Genomic DNA, 16,318 nt, shown 5'->3' with positions numbered 1-16,318 from the left:
GAGGGAGCCGCTTTTGTGTCCGGGAGCAGGTCCGGTAGAGGAGGCTAGAAGCCGCCCATACCGCCCATGCCACCCATGTCGTCGCCGCCCGCGGGGGCAGCATTCTTCTCGGGCTTGTCAGCAACAACGGCCTCAGTGGTGAGGAACAGGCCGGCAATGGAGGCAGCGTTCTGCAGTGCAGAGCGGGTCACCTTGACCGGATCGTTGATGCCGGCAGCCAGCAGGTCGACGTACTCGCCGGTTGCGGCGTTCAGGCCGTGGCCTGCGGGCAGGCCGCGGACCTTGTCCACCACAACACCGGGCTCGAGGCCGGCGTTGAAGGCGATCTGCTTCAGCGGGGCGTCGATGGCAACGCGGACGATGTTCGCACCGGTTGCTTCGTCACCCGTCAGGTTCAGGTTCGCGAACGCCTTGGCGCCGGCCTGGATGAGGGCAACGCCACCACCGGCGACGATGCCTTCTTCGACGGCAGCCTTCGCGTTGCGGACGGCGTCCTCAATGCGGTGCTTGCGTTCCTTGAGCTCAACTTCGGTTGCGGCACCGGCCTTGATGACTGCAACGCCGCCGGCCAGCTTGGCCAGGCGTTCCTGCAGCTTCTCGCGGTCGTAGTCCGAATCGGAGTTTTCGATCTCGGCGCGGATCTGGGAAACGCGGCCGGCGATCTGGTCGGCGTCGCCGGCACCTTCAACGATGGTGGTCTCATCCTTGGTGACAACAACCTTGCGTGCCTGGCCCAGGAGCTCCAGGCCGGCGTTCTCAAGCTTGAGGCCGACTTCCTCGGAGATGACCTGGCCACCGGTGAGGATGGCGATATCGGCGAGCTGGGCCTTCCGGCGGTCACCAAAGCCCGGAGCCTTGACGGCAACAGACTTGAAGGTTCCGCGGATCTTGTTCACGATCAGCGTGGCCAGGGCCTCGCCTTCGATGTCCTCGGCGATGATCAGCAACGGCTTGTTGGACTGCATGACCTTTTCGAGGACAGCAACCAGTTCCTTGACGTTAGAGATCTTGGAGTTGACGATCAGGATGTACGGATCCTCAAGGACCGTTTCCTGGCGCTCGGCGTCAGTGACGAAGTAGGCGGAGATGTAACCCTTGTCGAAGCGCATGCCTTCGGTGAGTTCCAGCTCCAGGCCGAAGGTGTTGGATTCCTCGACCGTAATGACGCCTTCCTTGCCGACCTTGTCCAGGGCTTCGGCAATGAGGGCACCGATTTCATCGTCACCGGCCGAGATCGAGGCCGTGGCGGCGATCTCTTCCTTGGTTTCGATTTCCTTCGCGGATGCCAGGAGTTCGGTGGTGACGGCGTCGACGGCCTTTTCAATACCGCGCTTGAGGGACAGCGGGTCCGCGCCGGCGGCTACGTTACGCAGGCCTTCCTTGACGAGGGCCTGGGCCAGGACGGTTGCGGTGGTGGTGCCGTCGCCTGCGACGTCATCCGTCTTCTTGGCAACTTCCTTGACCAGCTCGGCGCCGATCTTCTCGTAAGGATCGTCCAGCTCGATCTCCTTGGCGATGGAAACACCATCGTTGGTGATCGTGGGGGCGCCCCACTTCTTTTCGAGGACGACGTTGCGGCCACGCGGGCCGAGGGTGACCTTAACGGCGTCGGCGAGGATGTTCAGACCCCGCTCAAGGCCGCGGCGTGCCTCTTCATCAAATGCAATGATCTTGGCCATAACGGCAGTAGTCCTTTCGGGACAGTCGTTAAGAATGGACCGTTGCTGAAGTGCCCGCGACGGACGATCCTTCGCCGCCGGCCTCTGTATGCCGACGGTTGCGGGATCTCACCCAGCAAGGTGTTTTCTTTCGCCCCCGGTCCAGCAGCGGATGCGGACCGGAAGAACCGGCCAACATTTAGCAGTCTGCACGCGGGAGTGCTAACTCAATAATTAGCACTCCCCCGGTGAGAGTGCAAGCAGCCGAACCCCTCAAGGCCCGGAACCGGGCGGCAGTTCGCTGCTGGCGATCACCACCCGGGCGGCATCAAGTCACCCGCCGGCGCGGGCTGAAGATTCCTGGCCGGAAAGCGTCGCTTTGTTGTCCGGCCCATAGGTGAAGGTCATATAACTGGCCGAGGTGATGTCGCCGTTCTCATCAAATGCCACCGGACCTGACTGGCCGTCGTAATCCACCTCAGATCCGGAATCCAGGAACTCGCGGCACTCTACGAAGGAGGTGCATACCTTCCGGTCGGCACCGGCTCCGCCCCCCGAAACGGCGATGAGGCCTGCTGCAATCGACTTCCCGGCGTCGTCTTCCCTGGCCTCGGCAGCAAGTGCAGCAAGGGTGGCTGCATCGTAGCTCTCGGCCGCGAACGTCAGGTCCACCAGATCCTGGTCAACGGACAGCAGCCGGTCCTGAAACCCGGCCGTGGGAAAGACGCCCGGAAGCACTGCACGGGCACCTACCAGGGTGCCCTTCGCCAGCCCGGCTCCAAACTGGTCAAAAGCGGCGTCCGCGAGCAGCAGCTTCGCGCCGGAGATTCCGGCATTTTTCAGTTCCGCAAGGGCTCCCTGGGAACCTTCACGGGCGATGACGACGACGGCGTCCGCGGCGGCGTCGCGGATCTTGCCGGCGGCGTCGGCTGCTTCGCCCGGCGCGAACTCCACGACGACAGGCGCACCCAGTCCGGAGTCCTCCGCAACGGCGGCTACGGCGTCGGAAACGGCCCTGCCGTAACTGCCCTCCTGCGCGATGACTGCCAGGCTCTTGGCTCCGGTGTCCCTGGCAAGCTTGACCAGCACTGGCGCCTGGGCAATATCGGCAGCTGCCGTGCGGAAGTAGTAGCCGCCGGACTTGTAGCCGCTGAGGCCTGAGGAAGTATTAGCCGGGGAGATCAAAGTGATGCCGGCGCGTGAGAGGACGTCGATGGCGGCGGGGGCATTGCCGGAATCGGTGGGACCAATAACAACATCAGCCTTGGCGTCAGCGAGTCTGCGGGCCTGCGCCGCAGGGTCACCCGTGGGCGTTTTTAGGAGCTCCACCGGCTTGCCCTTGTGGCCGCCTGCTGCATTGATGTCCTTGACAGCCAGTTCCACGGCCGCACGCTGGGCGTCATTGAGGAAGGACTGATCGCCGGCATTGTCCAGGATGACGCCGATCCGCAGGGTGCCGTCACCACTGGCTTCAACGTCCGCCATACGGGCATTACCGGCGACCCCGCTGCATGCCGTCACGGTCAGGATCAAGGCGCCCGACAGTCCGAGGGCGGAGCTACGCAGCGCGGGAATCACGGGGCCGGCCGGACGCTTTCGGCCTGCGGGCCTTTTTCGCCTTCGCCGACTTCAAGCTCAACCCGCTGGCCCTCTTCCAGGGCGCGGTAGCCTTCACCCTGGATTGCGGACCAGTGGACAAAGACGTCATTGCCGGAGCCATCCACTGAAATGAAGCCGTACCCCTTTTCGGCGTTGAACCATTTAACGGTTCCCAATGCCATGGTCTCCAACTTTCACGTAGCTCGCGGATCAGGACTTGAGGCTACTCTAGCCAGCGGCGAGAGGTGTCCAGGAGGTTCCCGCACGGCAGGCCGGCAATAGTTATTCAGGCGTAATCCGGAACGGTTTACTGGTAGCCCGGTCCCAGTACAACCACCAGGGGAAGCCGGAATTCGGCGCTTTCAACCACCGTTGGAATGCCCAGTAGTCCTGCCAATGCCTGCGCATTGGCCAGCTGCGCGGGACCGGCATAGAAGACAACTGATGTCTGCTGTGGGGCCCCGGCCCAGTTGCCTACTTCGGCGAGGGCCCAGCCGTTAGTCTGCACTACTCCGGCCACCTGCCCGGCCAGGCCGCCCACTCCGGCGCCGTTAAAGACGGCTACCGGTTGGGTCTTGTCAACCGCTGCAGCGGTCTCCGACGGTGACGGCTCCGGTTCCGCAGACGGCTCACCTTCGGGCGCACTGGGAGTGGGTTCCGGTTCAGCGGGAGTGTCCGACGCCGGCGGCTCAGTGGGTGCCGACGATGTGCTGGGAGTGTCGCTCACGGCGGCAGGGGTACCGCCCGGGCCGAGCCCAAGCGTGGGAAAAATGAAGAAGGCAGCGAGTCCAACCAGGAGCGCAATAACGCCTACCGTCATGACCGGCCACAGCCGCTTGCGGGCGGGGGCCATTACTGTCCTGTGAACACCTTGCCGTGCAGAGGATTCCGGTACCTGGTCGAATTCATCCCGGGCATATTGGGTCATGGTGGCGAGTCATCCTTGGTTGTTGCAGCTGATGGCTCAGCGCGGACTATTAAGCGTCCGAGCCCAGGCGGCGTGCCGTCCTGGCGCGTTGACGCGACGTACGTAGTCTACGCAATCTCTTGACGAGCATGGGATCGTAGGCCAAGGCGTCCTCGGTATCGATGAGCGCATTGAGGCTCTGGTAGTAGTGCGTGGCGGACAAACCGAACAGCTCGCGGATGGCTTGTTCCTTGGCTCCGGCGTACTTCCACCACTGCCGTTCGAGGGCAAGCATCTGCTGTTCCCGCTCCGACAGGGGCGAGTCGCGGAGGGTAAATCCTGCCAGCAGGGAGTCCTCACCGGCTGGCTGCTGCAGGTATTCGTGCGCTGGTTCTGCCACGGCAAAATCCTTCCGGCTTGGAGGCGCAAAGTGTTCCTCCCATGCTACGGACGAATTACATGGTTGTCATTTGCCGCGGCTGCAAGAATGGACGGATGTCTGATCCCGAACCGCTCTTTGACCTGCCGGCACCGGTCCGGCGCAGCGAGGACCATGCTGCCGAACTCCGGGCCATGGCAGAGCGCCCGTTGGCTGAACTGGTGGCACCGGACTGGGCAGAGGCGTTGGCCGCTGTCGAGCCCGAGCTCCGGAGGGCGCTGGCTTTCGTAGCCGGCGAAGCCGAAGCCGGTCACCTGGTCCTCCCGGCGCCGTCGGACATTCTCCGAGCCTTCCGCCAGCCGTTGGCCCAGGTGCGGGTTCTGATAGTTGGCCAGGATCCCTACCCGACGCCGGGGCATGCTGTGGGACTGGCTTTCGCCGTGGACCGGGCAACGCGACCCGTTCCCCGCAGCCTGGCCAATATCTACCGGGAACTTGAGGCGGACCTGGGACTGCCGCCACGAAACCATGGCGATCTGTCAGCATGGACCGGGCAGGGAGTCCTGCTGCTGAACACGGTGCTGACCGTGAAGGCCGGCGCCGCCGGGTCACATCGCGGAAAGGGCTGGGAGGCAGTCACTTCCGCCGCCATCCGGGCAGTGGCGGGGCGCCGCCGGCCTGACCGCTCGCGGCAACCTTTAGTGGCGGTGCTGTGGGGTCGGGATGCCCGGAACCTGGCACCCCTGCTGGACGGGACGCCCGCCGTCGTCAGTGCACACCCCAGTCCGCTGTCCGCCTCACGCGGGTTTCTCGGATCCAGGCCCTTCTCCAAGGTGAATACACTGTTGAAGGAGCAGGGAGCAGGCAGCGTTTCCTGGGAGCTGCCGCATTAACTTAGGCTTACCTATATGACTACTCCTGCAGACACCTCTGCACCGCGCCGGATCAGGCCGATCATCACCCTGACAGTACTTCGCCGGGAGCAGCTCTCCGCGCACATGATCAGGATCGTAGCGGGCGGTCCCGGATTCGCCGAGTACGTCAACAACGGCTTCGTGGACCGCTACGTCAAGATTTCCTTTCCCCGGCCTGGTGTGGAGTACCCGCAGCCGCTGGACCTGGCGGCCATCAAGGAGACCATGCCGCGCGAACAGTGGCCGGTCACCCGCACCTACACCATCCGGTGGGTGGACGAGTCCGCACAGGAACTGGCCATCGATTTTGTCAACCACGGTGATGAGGGTCTTGCCGGTCCCTGGGCCGCCCGCGCCCGTCCCGGGGACACCTTCAGCTTCTCCGGCCCGGGTGGCGGCTACAACCCCGATCCCGACGCCGACTGGTACCTCTACGCCGGCGATGAGGCAGCCATTCCGGCGATCGCCGCCGCCATTGAATTCCTCCCCGCCGATGCTTCCGGGCTGGCCTTCCTGGAAGTGGACAGCGAGGCCGAGGTGCAGGAGCTCAAGGCTCCCGCCGGCGTTGAGCTGCGCTGGCTCTTCCGCCATGGAGCGCCGGCAGGCTCACCGGAATTCCTGGTCCAGGCTGTCCGCACCGCCGAATGGCCCGTGGGCACTGTCCAGGTCTTTGCGCACGGCGAGCGCGGTTCAATGAAGGCCCTGCGCGACGTTTTCTTCGTGGAGCGCGGCTTGGACCGCAAGCAGGTTTCGCTGTCCGGTTACTGGGCCCAGGGCCGCGTGGAGGACGACTTCCAGGCCGAGAAGAAGCTCCCGATCGGGAAGATCTAGCCGGACTACCGCCGCCGGGCCCTGCGCCGTTCGTTGCTGGCAAGGCCCCGCGTCAGTGGCCTGGCCAGCACATCGCCCAGCACAATGCCGGCCGCGGCGCCCAGCACGATGGCCCCGGCGCTGAGCATCCCGCTGGCGCCAAGCAGGATCTCGGATTCCTCGATGGTCAGGACGTACATGGAACGGAAGATGGTCAGGCCGGGCAGCAGGATCAGGGCGGCCGGCACCGCGACCACCAGCTGGGGCGCACCCATCTTGAGTGCCACCACCCGGGCCAGCAGGCCGATGACGACGGCGGACATCGCGGGCGAGAACCGGTCACCAATGCCGATGGCTTCGGCGCCGATCAGCACCAGGTAGCCGGCAATGCCAACAGCGGCGGTGGGCAGCAGCAGGTCCCACGTCGTCTGTTCGGTGATGCCGATGGCCATCACCGCAACCGCGATCAGGATGACCAGCACCCAGAGGTCGTAGGCGGGCGGGAAGGTCTGGGTGACGTCGATGGGCTTCATGCCGGACAGCTGGCCTGCCAAGAAGGCGACGGCGATGCCCGCCACCAGTGCCCCGAACGTTAACAGCGTGGACAGAAACCTGCCGGCCGCAGTGACCGGAAAGCCGTTAATGGCATCCTGCACGGACGAGACAAGGCGTCCTGTGGGCAGGAGCAGCAGGATGCCGCCCACCACCACGATCGACGGCGAATTGGTCAGGCCAAAACGCCACAAAAGCAGCGCCGAGAGCGTTACAGCGAAGGCGCAGGCCGCAGTCGTAAAGAAGTCCGGAACGCGCCAACGCCCCAGTTGGCGGCCCAGCAGGTTGACTCCGATGTTGAGTACAAAGGCGAACAGTGAGGACACCGGCCCGCCGCCCAGCACACCGACAAACACGGCGGCGAAGACGCCGAACGCCACCGTGACCATCCAGCGCGGGAACGGCTTGGGGCTGGTGATGGCATCGTCCAGCCGGCGGATGGCCTCGTCCCTGCCTACTCCCCCGGACACGATGTCGCTGACCAGCTGGTGCACCTTGGCGAGCCCTGCGTAGTTGTTGGTCCAGGACCGCACCACGCGCAGCAGCGCGATGGGCGGTTGGTCCTTGGGCGCGTAGTTGATCGCGACGGACTGGTTGGTGATGTCCACCTCGATGTTCTTCAGGCCCAGGGCGGCGGTAACGGCGATGATGCTCGTCTCCACCTCGAGGGCACCGGCACCGTACCGGAACATGGTCTCGGCCAGGTGCAGCGCGAAATCCAGCGTCTTGCGGGCAGAGGTGTCAACGCCGCCTACCTGGATCATCGGGTTGGCATAAGGACTCCCGGCGAGCCTGTCCACAATGCTCAGCGGCGCCGTCGGAGGGTGCTCTCCCTGGACCAGGCGCTTGAGCATCCGTTTGGCGGCCATATTCTGCCGCAGCTGGGAAGGTGAAAGCGGCTGGGTCTTAGGCAGTCCGTCGGTGTGCGGCCGGTTCTGTGGCTCGTCGCCTTGATGGCTCACGCTGGTCCTCCCTCCCTGATTGATGATAGTTCCGTGTTACGCCCCGCGTTTCAGGGGCAGTTTGGCCAAAATTGTGCGGCCTGCCGCGACGGCGGCCCGTGCCAGGTTGTTGGCCCGGAACGCCAGGGGCCGGACCGGCATCACGAAGTCACCCATCAGCTGGACCACCTCGCCACCGAAGCCCTTCTTGAATTCGTAGCCGCCGTGGCCTTCCTGGTCCTGGCCCTGGATGCCGAACGTTCCGTAGAAGTTGTAACGCGAATAGCCGTTTTCCAGCGCATGCAGCATCATCCCCCAGTACAGCGAGGTGGCGCCGTTAAAGTAGATGTAGTCCTGCTTGGTGCCGCCGATCACGCAGGTCAACTCATCGCCGTAGCAAACAAAGTGGATCGCCGCCACGGTTGCCACACCCACCGAATCCGGGAACCGCTCAATGTCCTTCAGGCTGCGCTCGTAGCTGTCCACGAGGTCCTGGACCACCTTGATGCGGTTGGCCTTCTTTTTGCTGCCGGTCTCCTCCACCTCGCGGCGCAGCTCTGCCAGCACCACTGATTCGGCATCGCGCCGATCGGTGATGGACTTCCGGTAGGCCGGAATGTCGATCTTTGCCATCATCAGCTTGGTGAACTCGGCCGAGGTGGTACGCAGCAGCTTTTCGTAGTAGTCACGTTCCCGGAAAACGAAGCCCTTTTCGTTGCCGGCAGTGCTGAGGGCATCGTAGAACTCGTCAAGTGTTTCCGGCGTGGCCTGCTCCAGGTACACGCCGTTCTTCTCGGCCTTGCGGATGGCCTTCCGGGTCCGGTAGCTGGTGCCCATAATGAGCTCTTCGGCGTCCGTGATCCCTGTCAGGGTCTTGATGAACATCCAGTTGACGTTCACGAAGTTCATCTGGTGGCCTTGGTGCACGAAGCCCAGACCCTCCAGCTGCGCCGCCAGCGGCCGGTTGTCCAGCAGTTCGGGGTGTTCGGCGCCGTCCTCGTCGCGCGCCACCCAGGGAAGGTTGGGCGAAATCCTGAGTTCGGCGGCCTTACGTTCTGCTGCGCGCTTTTTGAGGAGCCCGACGGCGCCACTGACCAGCGCCGCGTCCGTGTAGTCAAGCAGTGGTCCCTTTGAGCAGTCGCAGACCGTATATCCCAGCCGGTTACGGCTGTAGGCCAGCTTGGCAGCCGCCACCAGCTCGCCACCCCTGCGGATGCCGACCAGCTCCACATCCTGGCTGCGCGAGCGCTGGAACCGGGTGAATTCCGCGGACTGGATGAAGTTGTTCTGGGGATGGCCGGAAGCGAAAGCTTCAAAGTCGGAGTCGCTAAGAATGCTCAGCTCCAGGGCCGTGCCCAGCGCTGTACCGAAAGAATTCAAGGGTGAACCTCGCCTCATTGTGGTGGACGTCAAAAAGATGGTAGGCGGGAATCGTCAGTAGAACTGGGCGCCGGTGCGTGCGGTTTCGAGACGGCGCAGCACACGCTCGCCGCCTTTGACCCAGAGGGCGTAGCGAAAGCGGTCCAGCACCAGATCGTGGCAGCCCACGAAGTCGGTGACCACCTTGGTGAAGCTGGTCTTGAACATTCCCATGCCCGCCAACGGGTGGGTTTTGTCCTTGATCCGGTCCGCCGGCGGCGTGCCGCAGAAGTCGTATTCGGTGCAGCCCAGCTCCTGCATGCGGCGGATCGCAGCCCACTGCACCAAGTGGGAGTCACCGTACTGCTTGCGGTTCTGCGTGGAGCCACCGTCCTTGTAGGTGGCCTTGGAGCCGTAGTTGATGACGAAAGCTCCCACGCTGGGCAGGCCGTCCTCGTAAACAAAGAAGAAGTTGCCCTGGCCGCGGCCGCAGAACTCGTCCCAGAATCGGGTGTAGTAATCGAAGCTGCGCAGCGGCATTGAGCCCTTGGCACTCACAGTGTCCGCCATAAGGTCATACAGCGCCCGGTAGGTGTCGGGGCCCGGCTGCTCCTGGACCACCGTGCAGCCCTCGCGTTCGGCGCGGCGCACGGCGTTGCGGGCACGTGAGGAGATGGCCTTGAAAACGTCCTCTTCCGGGGCACTGATGTCCAGGATGGCCGTGGAGTCGTTGGACTGGATGTTAGGAGCCTTTACCAGCGGCGTGGCGGCCAGCACGGCCAGGTTCTCCGGCGTGGCCACAACGTCCGGTTCCACCTTCAGCGCAAAGACGTTCAGCCTGTTAGCACGGATAAACGTGGCACAGGCGTCAAGCATTGGCTGGAGCTCGGCTGCATCTGCGGTGTCCGGCCCCTTGATCAGGTACCAGAGGCGGCCCAGCACCGGGAACTTCTTCTCCAGGACCAGGTTGTAGCTGGGGGTGCCGGTGCTTTCCAGGACCAGGAACCGGGCTGTCCAGCCGTTGCCGTGCTTGACGGTGGCATAAGCGGCGGACTGGAGCATGTTGCCGCCGTTGGGATTGGCCACCACGTGCTTGTCCCAGTTCTCGATTTCCCCGTCAGTGGCGAATCGGGCGGTGAATTCTCGCAAGAGTGCCGTGTCCAATCTGGTTCTGTTGAGTACAAATTCCAGCTTCCAGTCTAGAGCCTGGAGGAACGGCGGCCATTCAGGCTCCGGTCAGCATGCCACCACATTGACGGCCAGGCCGCCCATGGCGGTCTCCTTGTACTTGGAGCTCATGTCCTTGCCCGTCTCCCGCATGGTCACGATGACCTCGTCCAGCGACACCCGGTGCGAACCATCGCCCCAGAGTGCCATCTTGGCGGCGTTAATGGCTTTTGCTGCCGCGATCGCGTTACGTTCGATGCACGGCACCTGGACCAGTCCGCCGATCGGATCGCACGTGAGTCCAAGGTTGTGTTCCATGGCGATCTCTGCCGCGTTTTCCACCTGCTGGGGTGACCCGCCCATCACCTCGGCAAGACCTGCAGCGGCCATGGACGACGCCGATCCCACCTCGCCCTGGCAGCCCACTTCAGCGCCGGAAATGGACGCCTGTTCCTTGTACAGCACTCCGATGGCCCCGGCCGTGAGCAGGAACTTGACCACTACGTCGTCGCGGTCCGTTTTGCTGGCGTTCTCCATCCCCGGGGCAAAGTGCAACGCGTAATACAGGACGGCGGGAATGATCCCGGCGGCGCCGTTGGTTGGCGCCGTGACAACCCGGCCGCCCGAGGCATTTTCCTCGTTGACGGCCAAGGCGATCAGGTTCACCCATTCCTGCCAGAACTTCGGATCGCGGTCCTTGTCTTCCTTCAGCAGCCTTTCGTGCCAGTCAGGGGCTCGACGGCGGACCTTCAGTCCGCCGGGCAGCAGGCCCTCGCGCTTGAGGCTGACGTCCACGCAGCTCTCCATCACGGAGTAGATGTGCAGCAGTCCCGCACGGATTTCCTCCTCCGAGCCGGCCGCGAGTTCATTGACCATCATGACTTCGCCGATGGACAGTCCCTTGGACTCGCAGTGGGCAAGCAGCTCCGCGGCGGTGCGGAAGGGCAGTGGAAGTTCCTTCTTCGACTCGTCCAGGTCCTTCAGGGCAGCATCCTCTTCCCCTTCACGGACAATAAAGCCGCCACCCACCGAGAAGAACGTTGCCTCGTGAAGGACTGTGCCGGCGTCGTCCATCACTGCGAATTTCATCCCGTTGGTGTGCCGGGGCAGCACAGTGAGTGGGTGCAGGATCATGTCCTCCACGGCGTACGGCAGTGCAACACTGCCGGCCAGTTGCAGCGTCCCGGTCTCTGCGATGGAGGCCAGGCGCGATTCCACCTCATCGGGCAGGATGAGTTCCGGGTGGAACCCCTCCAGGCCCAGCAGCACCGCGGTCATGGTGCCGTGGCCCCGGCCGGTGGCCGCGAGCGAGCCGTAAAGGTCCACCCGCAGCGAAGCAACCCGGCCAAGGTCCGCTGAGTCCTTCAATTCACCGGCGAAAACCGCTGCAGCCCGCATCGGTCCCACCGTGTGGGAGCTGGACGGGCCGATCCCGATGGAAAAAAGGTCAAAGACGCCAACAGCCATGGCCGGGTTCCTTAATAGAGGTAGTAATGGAGATGCCGCAGGTTACGCGTACTTGGACGTGTATTCCTCGGCCGTCAAGAGCGGACCGTCCTCAACGGCAGCTACCTTGAACAGCCAGCCGGCACCGTAAGGATCGCTGTTGATCAGCGCCGGATCATCCGCGAGGGCGGAGTTTATTTCGGTGACCTCTCCGGTGACGGGTGCGTAGAGGTCTGAGACCGACTTGGTGGATTCCACCTCACCGCAGGTTTCCCCGGCGGTCACGGTGGCACCAACCTCGGGCAGCTCCACGTACACGATGTCACCGAGCGCATCGGTGGCGACGGCGGAAATCCCCACCGAGACCACATTGCCACCCTCGCGGGCAACCCATTCGTGCTCGTCGGAGTACTGCAATTCAGGAGCGATCGTTGCCATGTTGGTAATTCCTTCTTTTTATTTTTCGCGCTTATAGAACGGCAGGGTGACGACCTCGAAGGGTTCGGCCTTGCCGCGGAGGTCAACATCCAGTGCCGTGCCGGGTTCGGTGAACGCTACATCCACGTAGGCCATGGCAACGGGGTAGCCCAGAGTCGGCGACGGCTGGCCGGAGGTCACTTCGCCTACCGTTCCGCCGTCCTTCAACACCGGGTAGTGGGCCCGGCCTGCGCGGCGGCCCAGGCCCTTGAGGCCTACCAGACGTCGTCCTCTGCCGGTCCCGGCGCCGGCTTCCTTCGTGGCTGCCAGGGCCGCCTTTCCCACAAAGTCGCCCTCCTTGGACAACGCCACAACGCCACCCAAGCCGGCGGAGAACGGATCGCCCTGCAGGGAAAGTTCATTGCCGTACAACGGCATCCCGGCTTCCAGGCGCAGTGAATCGCGGCTGGCCAGGCCTGCCGGCGTCAGCTCCCCTTCGTCTGCAATGGCGACGATGGCCTGCCACAGGGCGGCGGCGTCATCATTGTCGATGAAAATCTCGAAGCCGTCCTCGCCGGTGTAGCCGGTGCGCGCCAGCAGGAGTTCCTTGCCCGCGCCGGCCACCAGGAACGGCACCTCGACGGCGGCGTAGTACTTCAGCTCCGTGACCAGGCTGTGCCGGGCCGCAGGTACCAGGCGAAGCAGCAACTCCTCTGCCTTAGGGCCCTGCACTGCGATCAGTGAGGTTTCCGCGGAAGCGTCCCGCACCTCAACGTCGAAGCCGGCGGCGCGCTTGGCCAGGGCCTCGGCCACCACCTTCGCGTTGCCGGCGTTGGGCACCACCAGGAAGACGTCGGTTCCATCAGAAGATGCCGGCCGCCTGTAGGTAATGAGGTCGTCGATGATGCCGCCGTCCTCGTTGCAGATCAGCGAGTACTTCGCCTTGCCCACGGCCATGGCGGAAATCTTGCCCACCAGGGCGTAGTCCAGGAACACAGCGGCTTCCGGCCCGGTGACCCAGATCTCGCCCATATGGGAGAGATCAAACAAGCCTGCGAAATTGCGGACAGCGTGGTGTTCAGCCAGCTCGGAGCTGTACTTCAGCGGCATCTGCCAGCCACCGAAATCGGTGAAGGAGGCACCAAGTTTCCTGTGCTCTTCGTACAGGGCCGTGTAATTCTCAGTCATTGGGAATCCTTTCAGGCGGTGGTTGAGCTCGTCGAAACCCTGGTTTCGACAAGCTCAACCACCGGACGAATCAGTTTTCGAATTCGGAGAGGGGCGGGCAGGAGCAGATCAGGTTCCGGTCACCGGCTGCGCCGTCAATGCGGCCCACCGGCGGGAAGTACTTGTCCTGCTTCAGCGCTGCCAGCGGGAAGACTGCCTGCTCGCGAGGGTAGCTGCGCTCCCAGCTGCTGCTGATCGCGGCGGCCGCAGTGTGCGGGGCGTTGCGGAGCGGGCTGTCGTTGAGGGCGAAGTCGCCGTTGGCCACTTGCTCGATCTCGGCACGGATGGCGATCATCGCGTCTATAAAACGGTCCATCTCGCCCAGGTCCTCGGACTCGGTGGGCTCCACCATCAGCGTGCCGGCAACCGGGAAGGCCAGCGTGGGGGCGTGGAAGCCGTAGTCGATCAGGCGCTTGGCCACGTCCTCGGCAGTGACGCCGGTGCGGGTTGTCAGCTCGCGCAAATCCAGGATGCACTCGTGCGCCACCAGTCCGCCTTCACCGGTGTAGAGCACCGGGAAGGAATCGTTGAGGCGGTTCGCGATGTAGTTGGCAGCGAGCAGTGCCGACTTTGTGGCTTCGGTCAGGCCGTTGCCGCCCATCAGCTTCACGTACGCCCAGGAAATAGGCAGCACGCCGGCGGAGCCATACTTGGAGGCGGAGATCGGCGTGCCGGCCTCGCCGTCGGCTGGATTTGCAGCGTTACCGGGCATGAACGGTGCCAGGTGCGCCTTGGCGGCAACCGGGCCCACGCCCGGTCCGCCGCCGCCATGCGGAATGCAGAAGGTCTTGTGCAGGTTCAGGTGGGAGACGTCGCCGCCGAACATCCCCGGCTGGGCCAGGCCTACCAGCGCATTGAGGTTGGCGCCGTCAATGTACACCTGGCCGCCGGCCGCGTGGATGGCGTCGCACACTTCGCGGACGTCGGCGTCGTAGACGCCGTGGGTGGACGGGTAGGTGATCATGATGCAGGACAGCGCGTCTTTGTTCGCCTCGATCTTGGCGTACAGGTCTGCGTGGTCGATGGTGCCGTCCGCGGCAGTGGCCACCACAACCACCTTCATGCCGGCCAGCACGGCGGACGCAGCGTTGGTGCCGTGCGCCGAGGCTGGAATCAGGCAGACATTGCGCTGCTCGTCACCGCGGGAGAGGTGGTAGCCGCGGATTGCCAGCAGGCCGGCCAATTCACCCTGGGAGCCGGCGTTGGGCTGGATGGATACCTGGTCGTAGCCGGTGATCGTGGTGAGCTGGGCTTCGAGGTCCGCAATCAGTTCACGCCAGCCAACGGTCTGTGAATCCGGCGCGAACGGGTGGATGGAGGCGAACTCCGGCCAGGAGATGGCTTCCATCTCAGCGGTGGCGTTCAGCTTCATGGTGCAGGAGCCGAGCGGGATCATGGTGCGGTCCAGTGCCAGGTCACGGTCAGAAAGCCGGCGGATGTAGCGCAGCATCTGCGTTTCGGAGCGGTGCGTGTTGAAGACCGGGTGCTGGAGGTATTCGGAGGAACGCTCGACGGCGGTATCCAGGCAGAAGGACTTGCTTGCCTCCACTGCCTCCGCGCCGAAGGCAGCCAGGACGCCGTCGACGATTTCCGGTGTGGTGGTTTCATCCGTGGAGAACCCAACCGTGTCCGCGTCGATGCTGCGCAGGTTGATCCCGCGAGCCTCGGCCGCGGCAACAAAGCCCGCCGCCTTGCCCGGTGCCGAGACGGTCACGGTGTCGAAGAAGCTGCTGTGCTGCACGGCGAATCCGGCGGCGCTGAGGGACGTGGCCAGGGTGCGGGCGTGGCCGTGGACCCGCTGCGCGATTGCTTTCAGCCCGTCCGGGCCGTGGTAGACGGCATAGAAGGAGGAAACGATCGCCAGCAGGGCCTGTGCTGTACAGATGTTGGACGTGGCCTTCTCGCGGCGGATGTGCTGCTCGCGGGTCTGCAGGGCCAGGCGGTAGGCGGGGATGCCGGCGGAGTCCTTGGAGACACCCACCAGGCGGCCGGGCATGGAACGCTCCATACCCTTCTGAACTGCCATATAGGCGGCGTGCGGACCACCGTAGAAGAGCGGCACGCCGAAGCGCTGGGCGGAGCCGACGGCGATGTCAGCACCCTGCTCGCCGGGAGGTGTAATCAGCGTGAGGGCCAGGAGGTCGGCAGCCACGGTAACCAGCGCACCGCGTTCCTTGGCGTCGGCAATCACGGCGGTGTGGTCAAAGACCCGGCCCGAAACACCAGGCTGCTGGAGCACCACACCGTTGATGGCGCCGTCGGGCAGTCCGTTGGAAAGGTCAGCGACCTCCACCTCAAAGCCGAGGGCCTCGGCACGGCCCTTGACGATCGCGATGGTCTGCGGGAGGCAATCGGCGTCCAGGACGGTCTTGCCATCCTTGGCGTCCTTGTTCTTATTTGCGCGCCGCATCATCAACACAGCTTCAGCAACAGCCGTCGCTTCGTCCAGGAGCGAAGCGTTGGCGATGGGAAGGCCCACCAGGTCCTGCACCATGGTCTGGAAATTCAGCAGCGCCTCGAGGCGGCCCTGGGAAATCTCCGGCTGGTAAGGGGTGTAAGCGGTGTACCACGCGGGGGCTTCAAGGACGTTGCGGCGGATCACCGGCGGGGTCACGGTGTCGTAGTAGCCCTGGCCGATCATCTGCACGGCTGTTTTGTTCTTGCCCGCCAGCTTTCGGAGTTCAGCCAGCACCTCCACCTCGCTGAGCGCGGAGCCCAACTGCAGGGCGGAGTCCTGGCGGATGTCCTTGGGAACGGCGGAGTCCACCAGGGCATCCACGGAGTCGAAGCCGACTGCCGTCAGCATGGTGCTGACGTCGCCGTCACGGCGAGCGCCGATGTGCCGGTCAACAAAAGAAGTAGAGGCTGGAATAACGGTCACGAGGAACTCCATAACTCAGGCGGCGCAGGGTACGCCACATCGATTAGGTTCCTCCCCGCTC

General features: G+C 64.1%; 14 protein-coding genes. 2 read left to right on the top strand and 12 right to left on the bottom strand.

Annotation, left to right across the window (positions count from 1 at the left end; all coding sequences use genetic code 11):
• Positions 1 to 44: 44 nt before the first annotated feature.
• From groL to AC50X5_RS14135, 5 genes are all read right to left on the bottom strand, one after another.
• Positions 45 to 1,679: a chaperonin GroEL gene (groL, locus tag AC50X5_RS14155; RefSeq protein WP_463937009.1), complete on the bottom strand. Its 1,635-nt coding sequence runs from the start codon at positions 1,677 to 1,679 to the stop codon at positions 45 to 47.
• Positions 1,680 to 1,991: 312 nt separating this feature from the next.
• On the bottom strand, positions 1,992 to 3,143 hold the full coding sequence (locus AC50X5_RS14150) for an ABC transporter substrate-binding protein (protein ID WP_494976716.1): 1,152 nt from the start codon (positions 3,141 to 3,143) through the stop codon (positions 1,992 to 1,994).
• 89 nt (positions 3,144 to 3,232) lie between these two features.
• A complete protein-coding gene (locus AC50X5_RS14145) occupies positions 3,233 to 3,439 on the bottom strand; it encodes a cold-shock protein (protein WP_463937007.1) in 207 nt (68 codons plus the stop codon).
• Positions 3,440 to 3,564: 125 nt separating this feature from the next.
• Entirely contained in the window at positions 3,565 to 4,185 is a 621-nt protein-coding gene (locus AC50X5_RS14140; protein WP_494976715.1) for a LytR C-terminal domain-containing protein, read from the bottom strand.
• A gap of 49 nt (positions 4,186 to 4,234) precedes the next feature.
• The gene (locus AC50X5_RS14135) at positions 4,235 to 4,564 is read right to left on the bottom strand and encodes a DUF3263 domain-containing protein (protein WP_494976714.1); all 330 of its coding nucleotides are present in this window, start codon (positions 4,562 to 4,564) and stop codon (positions 4,235 to 4,237) included.
• A 95-nt stretch (positions 4,565 to 4,659) separates the two neighbouring features.
• On the opposite strand from AC50X5_RS14135, the gene AC50X5_RS14130 reads away from it, so the two are divergent.
• Together AC50X5_RS14130 and AC50X5_RS14125 are read left to right on the top strand one after the other, a co-directional pair.
• On the top strand, positions 4,660 to 5,436 hold the full coding sequence (locus AC50X5_RS14130; RefSeq protein WP_494976713.1) for a uracil-DNA glycosylase: 777 nt from the start codon (positions 4,660 to 4,662) through the stop codon (positions 5,434 to 5,436).
• A gap of 15 nt (positions 5,437 to 5,451) precedes the next feature.
• Positions 5,452 to 6,288, top strand: coding sequence for a siderophore-interacting protein (locus AC50X5_RS14125; protein WP_494976712.1), 837 nt, complete (start codon positions 5,452 to 5,454; stop codon positions 6,286 to 6,288).
• A gap of 5 nt (positions 6,289 to 6,293) precedes the next feature.
• Here AC50X5_RS14125 and AC50X5_RS14120 read toward each other — a convergent pair whose 3' ends face one another.
• The 7 genes from AC50X5_RS14120 to gcvP form a co-directional block, all read right to left on the bottom strand.
• Positions 6,294 to 7,781, bottom strand: a complete 1,488-nt coding sequence (locus AC50X5_RS14120) for a threonine/serine exporter family protein (RefSeq protein WP_494976711.1) — start codon at positions 7,779 to 7,781, stop codon at positions 6,294 to 6,296.
• A 36-nt stretch (positions 7,782 to 7,817) separates the two neighbouring features.
• Positions 7,818 to 9,107: a peptidoglycan bridge formation glycyltransferase FemA/FemB family protein gene (locus AC50X5_RS14115; RefSeq protein WP_494976874.1), complete on the bottom strand. Its 1,290-nt coding sequence runs from the start codon at positions 9,105 to 9,107 to the stop codon at positions 7,818 to 7,820.
• Between the two features lie 87 nt (positions 9,108 to 9,194).
• Positions 9,195 to 10,268 (bottom strand): lipid II:glycine glycyltransferase FemX, encoded by a 1,074-nt coding sequence (locus tag AC50X5_RS14110; RefSeq protein ID WP_494976710.1) that lies wholly within the window; start codon positions 10,266 to 10,268, stop codon positions 9,195 to 9,197.
• Positions 10,269 to 10,355: 87 nt separating this feature from the next.
• Positions 10,356 to 11,753, bottom strand: a complete 1,398-nt coding sequence (locus tag AC50X5_RS14105) for an L-serine ammonia-lyase (protein ID WP_494976709.1) — start codon at positions 11,751 to 11,753, stop codon at positions 10,356 to 10,358.
• Between the two features lie 42 nt (positions 11,754 to 11,795).
• The gene (gene gcvH, locus AC50X5_RS14100; protein WP_494976708.1) at positions 11,796 to 12,170 is read right to left on the bottom strand and encodes a glycine cleavage system protein GcvH; all 375 of its coding nucleotides are present in this window, start codon (positions 12,168 to 12,170) and stop codon (positions 11,796 to 11,798) included.
• 18 nt (positions 12,171 to 12,188) lie between these two features.
• Entirely contained in the window at positions 12,189 to 13,337 is a 1,149-nt protein-coding gene (gene gcvT / locus AC50X5_RS14095) for a glycine cleavage system aminomethyltransferase GcvT (RefSeq protein ID WP_494976707.1), read from the bottom strand.
• A 70-nt stretch (positions 13,338 to 13,407) separates the two neighbouring features.
• Complete coding sequence (gene gcvP / locus AC50X5_RS14090) at positions 13,408 to 16,269, bottom strand: aminomethyl-transferring glycine dehydrogenase (protein WP_494976706.1); 2,862 nt, start codon at positions 16,267 to 16,269, stop codon at positions 13,408 to 13,410.
• Positions 16,270 to 16,318 lie beyond the last annotated feature (49 nt).

The organism is Pseudarthrobacter sp. MDT1-40-2 (assembly GCF_059383595.1).
The sequence above is the reverse complement of the archived record's forward strand: the minus strand, read 5'-3'. Positions and strand labels throughout refer to the sequence as shown.